At 66.1% G+C, this 375-nt stretch carries 1 protein-coding gene; it reads left to right on the top strand.

Annotation, left to right across the window (positions count from 1 at the left end):
* Positions 1–365: S41 family peptidase (locus tag ASV53_RS24915; protein WP_275657133.1), on the top strand; the 365-nt coding region annotated here is incomplete at its 5' end.
* Between the last annotated feature and the right edge of the window lie 10 nt (positions 366–375).

Below are 375 nucleotides of genomic sequence, written 5' to 3'. Positions count from 1 at the left end.
TTGATCTGCGCAACAACCCCGGCGGCGTGCTCAAGGGTGCGGTGGAAGTGGCCGCCCTGTTTCTTGATCACGGGCTGATCGTCTACACCCAGGGCCGCAACCCGGACAGCCGCCGGGACTACAGCGCCACCTCCGGCGACCTGCTGGCCGGCCGGCCGCTGGTGGTGCTGGTCAACGGCGGCTCGGCATCGGCATCGGAAATCGTCGCCGGCGCCCTGCAGGACCAGCAGCGCGGCATCATCATGGGCAAGCGCACCTTCGGCAAAGGCTCGGTTGAGACTGTGATGCCGTTCAGCGGCGACCGGGCCGTGAAACTGACCACCGAACGTTATTACACGCCCAGCGGTCGCTCCTTTCAGTCCTAGGTCATCACGC

This window comes from Photobacterium sanguinicancri (genome assembly GCF_002265265.1).
Lineage (GTDB): Bacteria > Pseudomonadota > Gammaproteobacteria > Enterobacterales > Vibrionaceae > Photobacterium > Photobacterium sanguinicancri.
This window is presented reverse-complemented; position numbering and strand designations above follow the sequence as displayed.